Source organism: Draconibacterium orientale, assembly GCF_900111425.1.
GTDB lineage: Bacteria > Bacteroidota > Bacteroidia > Bacteroidales > Prolixibacteraceae > Draconibacterium > Draconibacterium orientale.
In genome coordinates this window covers 1-6,277 of sequence record NZ_FOHT01000067.1, presented here as the reverse complement: position 1 = coordinate 6,277, position 6,277 = coordinate 1, and the positions used below count along the sequence as shown (strand labels likewise).

General features: G+C 32.9%; 5 protein-coding genes. All 5 read left to right on the top strand.

Translation table 11 applies throughout. The annotated features are described in order from the left end of the window. The first annotated feature begins 229 nt into the window (after positions 1 to 229). A complete protein-coding gene (locus BMW53_RS20305; protein WP_038555821.1) occupies positions 230 to 1,060 on the top strand; it encodes a hypothetical protein in 831 nt (276 codons plus the stop codon). 230 nt (positions 1,061 to 1,290) lie between these two features. Beyond that, positions 1,291 to 2,586 carry a hypothetical protein gene (locus BMW53_RS20295; RefSeq protein ID WP_038555826.1) on the top strand — a complete coding sequence of 432 codons (1,296 nt, stop codon included), beginning with the start codon at positions 1,291 to 1,293 and terminating at the stop codon, positions 2,584 to 2,586. 164 nt (positions 2,587 to 2,750) lie between these two features. After that, positions 2,751 to 4,001 carry a hypothetical protein gene (locus tag BMW53_RS20290; RefSeq protein ID WP_038555829.1) on the top strand — a complete coding sequence of 417 codons (1,251 nt, stop codon included), beginning with the start codon at positions 2,751 to 2,753 and terminating at the stop codon, positions 3,999 to 4,001. 201 nt (positions 4,002 to 4,202) lie between these two features. Further along, on the top strand, positions 4,203 to 5,237 hold the full coding sequence (locus tag BMW53_RS20285) for a two-component regulator propeller domain-containing protein (RefSeq protein WP_038555832.1): 1,035 nt from the start codon (positions 4,203 to 4,205) through the stop codon (positions 5,235 to 5,237). A gap of 186 nt (positions 5,238 to 5,423) precedes the next feature. Next, positions 5,424 to 6,044 (top strand): DUF7683 domain-containing protein, encoded by a 621-nt coding sequence (locus BMW53_RS20280; RefSeq protein WP_038555835.1) that lies wholly within the window; start codon positions 5,424 to 5,426, stop codon positions 6,042 to 6,044. The last annotated feature ends 233 nt before the right edge of the window (positions 6,045 to 6,277 follow it).

Sequence of the window (6,277 nt, the reverse complement as noted above, 5' to 3'; positions counted from 1 at the left end):
CACCATAACAACGTGCATATGTAATGCTGGCAGACTACGTATGCGAACAGAAAAGCTTTGTTTAACAACGCCAATTCGTCATTGACGAATCGGCTGAAAAATATAAATACGAATAAACGAATTGGCTCAGTGGCTAAAATGGAAGTGTAGTTTTTCAAATGCCGCACTCCACATGCACGCGGCCGTTAACGGTAAGCATAAAATACAACTTCATTAACATAAATTAGACATGATAGAAGAAAAAATTTCAGAAATTGAAGATAAAATCATTCCGATAAAAGATTTCTTGGAAAGTAATAAAAATGACGATAAATATAAAAGTTTGTACAAAGGATTCATTACTCTTGAATGTCCACTTGTGGTTAATCCAGACATACTATTTATTGGAATTAATCCAGGTCATGGCGCATTTAAGGAAAATAAAAACCGTGGAACCAATGAAACAATTCGATTATTCAACCCAGAATCTGAAATTATTCATGATTGGTTTAAGGACAATACTGCCAGAGGAGGGAACCAAGGCAATGGTTGGAAGTCCTACCATTGGTTTCAAAGAGATAAGCCGATAAATAACCCTTTCCCTGCACGAATGATAGACTTATTGTATGAAATTGCAGAATACAGATTTGGTAAAAACGAAAAAGATAATTTCTCAGAAGCACCCTCTTGGTTTAAAAGTTTTGGGCAAAATATTATGCATACAAACTTGTATCCAATTGCTACAACGGAGACGAAAGACTTAAACAAAATTTTTCGACACCTAAAAAATGAACATGAAATTAAAACCATACTTAACAAGCAAAATGGATTAAAGGAATGGGATATCAAACTATTTTTCATTTCAAAAATTAAAAATCTTGTTCAATTAATTCAACCGAAAGTTATTGTTTGTATGGGAACAACTGCATTTAATGATTTTACGTACACCCACGAGAAAAAAGTAGATAACATATTTAAATTAGAGGAAAACAACAGACCAGTAATTGGTTTCTCAAGGTCGGGTAATTGGAGTGGATTAATTTCTAAATTAGCTAAACTTATTGCTGACGAACTAAAATGAAAGTGAATAAATGCCAGCCGTTAACAAAGTGCAAATGTAATGCGGGCGGGCGTGGTTTTCCAGCGTTTTCGCCCTGTTCAACCACCGCCAATCCGTCGTTGACGGATGACGGTTTAAAAAAGAAATTTAGTGCTACGCCGGCTTGGCTCCGTGCAAACTTGACAAGTTGCCGTTTCAAAGCTCCGCACTCCACTTGCACCAACCGTTGTACACAATACTAAATTAAAACCATGACAGCAGAAGTAGGAATTTTTAATAAGTCAAACATTGTACTTGCCGCAGATAGTGCGGTGACAATAGGACAGGTAAATAAAGTTTTCAATACTGCAAACAAAATCTTTCAATTAGCATATAATGCTCCTGTTGGAATAATGATATATAATAATGCGAGTTGGATGGGAATTCCATTGGAAATTATTATTAAACAATATTCTAAGTTTTTATCAGACAAAAAGTATGACGAATTAGAAGAATACGTAACTGACTTTTTAAAATTCTTAAAAGATAACTTTTACAACTTTATTTCTACGGAGCAAGTTGAAGAATTTGTTGAAATGAGACTATATTTTATGCTTGATGCAATAGCAGATATGCTTAATGAAAATTTTGAAACTAATATTAGTAAGCTAAAAAAAGAAGGTAAAAAAGTTGATGAAAATCTTTCAAACGAACTTTACGAAGAAATATTCTATGAGATAATTGATGCAATCAGTTCAATAAAGAGTGAAGAAAAATTAGCTGAATTTAAGGACTACAAATTAGAAGAATTCAAGACTGACTATAAAACGATAATTAATAAGATTCTTCCGGGATTTTATTCAACTGTGAGAATTAAGAGAAAAGGCAAATATACTTCAAGAATTGTCAAAGCATTGTATCAAGAATTAATATATCCATTCTCTGAAGATGAAGATTATTCGGGGCTTGTAATTGCAGGATACGGTGAAAATGAGATTTTTCCAGTTGTATTTGAAATCAAACTTGGTGAATTAATCTCTGGTAGATTAAGATATCAAGCAGATACAAAAAAAGAAATTTCTCAAAATAACACGGCACTTGTTAAACCTTTTGCGCAAAGAGACATGGTTGATACATTCTTTAGTGGTATAAATCCATCCATTAAAGAAAAGTATGAACAAACAATATCGTATGAATTCAACGATATAATGAAGAAGTTATCTGTAAAATATGATAAGATTAGTAAAAAAGAGATTGAATCGTTTTTTAAAACTGCGTTCAATCACATAGTTAAAACCATTGATGAATTTCAGTTTAAAGAATTTATAAGTCCAACAATTAGTTCAGTGGAATATTTAAGTAAAGAAGACCTTATTGAATTAGCAGAATCATTAGTCCACATAACTTCGATAAAGCGTAAGACAAGTGAGAAATTACAATCAGTTGGTGGTCCAATTGATATCGCGTTAATTACTAAAGCAGAAGGTTTCCTTTGGATAAAAAGAAAAGATGTTGTTAATAAAAAGATTAACACAATGTTTCATGGTAAAGAATTAAGAGGACAATAAAAGTACAGTGTACAACAAATTGTAAATTGCATTGCGGGGTTCGTGGTGTGTCGTACGCTGGATTCTCGCAACATCGTTCCGTCCTGCCGGACAGGAACGAGCTCCGAAATCCGCAACGACAACTTACAAGTGACCGTTATGCTTAATGCTAAAAAAACCAAGATATGACTTCATCCGAATTTGAAAACCATCAAATTTTTGAGAAATTAGACCAAATAATTTCGAAATTATCAGAGGAAGAAACCAGAGTAAAAATAGAAATCGGTAAACTTAATTTCTTCGACTCTGCATGTAAATATATTCTAGACAGAATAAAACTTACCATTCCAGTACTTGTACCAGTTGGAGAACTAAATACTATTTCACAAGAATTGGAAAATGCGTTTTCTCAAATTAATGCTTTTCTTGGCAACCAAAATATTGGGCATCTAAATAACGCCGAAGCAAATTTCAATACTGCAATTACGCGTGTAAGAAATCTTCCTATTCCGTTGTCAAAGAATGACTTTAACTTTTCAAAGAGTATCTCAAACTTTGAGAACTTAGTTTCATCAAAACTTAAAGAAATAGAAAAAGAGAACAATTCTCTAAAAGAAGACTTAAAAAAAGTTCAAGCAAATCTTGTAACAAAACAAAATGAGATAGATAAGATTACTGAATTACTTGCTACAAAGACAAACGAAATCAACACTTTAACAACCACATATAAAACAGATTATGAAAATATTAAATCTGTTGCCAACCAAAGCTTTGAAAATGAACGAAAAACTTTTCGAACTGAAATAACAACAGACAGAGAAAAATACAAAAATGAAATAAGTCAAGACCGAGAAACATTTAGAAAGGAAATCGATAAACAGAAAAATACAATTGAAACAGAATCAACTACTATTTTAAAAAATATTGAAAGCAAACTCGAAGAAGCTAAGAAACTAGTAAATGTGATTGGAAATGTTGGTGTAACTGGAAATTATCAAAATATCGCAAATCAACATAAAAAAGCAGCTAATTTATGGCGAATCTTGGCAATTGCATTTATGACTATTTTATCAGCACTTCTTATTTATACAATTTGGGATGTAAGTTCTGCAAATTATGATTGGATAAAATCATTGATAAGAGTAATTGCAGCAGCGGCTTTATCTTATCCAGCAACATACGCAGCGAGAGAATCTAGCAAACATAGAAAACTTGAGATAGTTAATCGAAAACTTGAATTGGAACTTGCATCGCTAACACCATTTATTGAAATGTTGCCGGAAGAAAAGAAACAAGAGATTAAATCAAATTTAGTCGAGAAATATTTTGGGAATCATGTTGACTTTGCCGAGGAAAAAGGCAGTTCCGAAGAAGAATTATCCTTAGGTGGATTTGAGAAAATATTAAAAGCTATTTTACCAATATTGAAAAAATGATTAAAGCACTAAGCATAACAAATTGTAAATTGCATTGCGGGGTTCGTGGTGTGTCGTTCGCTGGATTCTCGCAACATCGTTCCGTCCTGCCGGACAGGAACGAGCTCCGAAATCCGCAACGACAACTTACAAGTGACCGTTAGCAAAAATATTGAAGCAACTAATTAGCTATAAATTGCATCTTAAAGAAAAAATCCAACTATGAAAACTTATAAATCTCTCGTCTTTTTTGTAATAATTTCTTTTCTTATTTCATGCAATAAAGAAAACCTTCTTGACCAAATTGTAGACTTTAATGATATGCCTGGAAAGCATATTAATGAAATGGAAATAGATAATAATAATGTTTTTTATTACGTGACAAGCGAAAGGGATACTTCGGTGGAAGTTCCTCTTTATTCAAGTTCTATCCCATCAAAATCATATTTATCAAAAAGAGAAACTGAAACCAGTGATTTTGAAATTTTAGATGACGATTTCATTTTTGTTGATGAAATGCTTTTTGATAAGAATAATAACTTGTGGGCTAGAAATGCTAAAACAATTTATTTAAAGGAGGGTGACATTTACAGAGAAATTGTTGATTTACCTGATGATTCTGGATTATTCCAATTTATGACAGTTGACAATGAAAACAATATTTGGGCAGGAGGATTTACCGCACTATACAAAATTGATAGTAATTTAAATGTTGAGAAATTTACTGATGAAAATTCTCCTCTCAACAGTCCTGTGACAAACATCCACGTGGACAAGGACAATAATATATGGCTTGCGTTATGGAATAATCAAGGCGTTTTGAAAATTGAAAAAGATAAATGGATAAACTATAATTCGGAAAATTCGAATATTACTTCTCAAAACATTTGGTGTCTTGTAACAGACAAAGACAATAATCTATGGATTGGTACAGGACACGACAACCAACAAATTTCGCTAATGAGATTTGATGGTGAAAAATGGGAAACTATTAATCCCCGAGACAATAACAATAAAATTATTACCGGAACTGTCCGCAAACTTTTTGCTGATGAAAATAAAATTTATGTGGTTTCTGAGAAAGTTGAAAATATGGCTTTTTCAAGTAATGTATTGTTGACTTTCGATGGGACAAACTGGAATAAGATTAATGAGGTGCCAGAAGATGATGGAATTGCAGACCTGAATATTGACAACTTTAGACAAAAGGTATGGATTAGAACTTTAAACAAAGGAATTTTTGAGTTACCGAAATAAAAATACTTTTGCTAACAAAGTACATATTGCAGGGCGGGGTTCGGTGGTACGCCAACTGCGGATTCTCGTTTCGCAGTTCCGTGTCCTTCGGACAGGAACGCTCTCCGAAATCCGCCCCGACAACATGTACCAACCGTTAGCACCAATTGAAAAAAAAAGCATCGTGCGATATCTAAAAATCACTTAATGAGAAAGGACAAGATATATAGACAAATTGACGTTTTTGATAAAAAAACAGAAGAATTAGTTGACGAGATAGTGCTTGATTTTTTCGATTTAGATTTGATGAAATCGAGATTTGAAATCCCTCCAGATGACCACTTGATGTATAATCCTTATGAAATCGATTCCTCAAAGACTGATTTATTCTCGACGATAAAATTTAATTTTAAAAAGTATGATTATTTTATCGCTTGCTATCGCGGTTTATCAAAGGATGAACAGGAAGTTTGGTTGATTAATAATTACTGTAAAAAAGCCTTGAGAAAACGATTAATTAATCAAATAAAATCTCATAGAGATAAATTTCGCAAAAGCTTATCACATTTTGACTCATTGGATTTGTCGCTATTTGACAATTTGATAATAAATGAAAAAGAGATTATCCGAAAACAGGCTGAAAAACTAAAAACTAAGCAAGTTTATGTAATTTCCGAGAGTTCTGACTTTGATAGAAAAATATTCAATTTAAATGAGTGCCTTGATTCTGTTTTGTTTTCTGGATTTGGAAATATAATAATATTCGGAGAATCAAAATTTGTCTATTTCGAGGGAGAAGGCAAAAACAACAGATGGATTAGTAAATGAAAACAAACAACTGGTGCTAACAAATTGCAAATTGCATTGCGGGGTTCGTGGTGTGCGTTGTCTCCGCTCCTTTCTTGACCGTCTTCGTCCTGCGGACGCTGACGTTCTTCGAAATCCGCAACGACAACTTGCAAGTGACCGTTGTACACAATGCTAAACGCATAGCACAAATAGCTTAAGATATGATAGTAAATCTTGAATGCGAAATGTGCCATTTTGAATTTGACACAGAA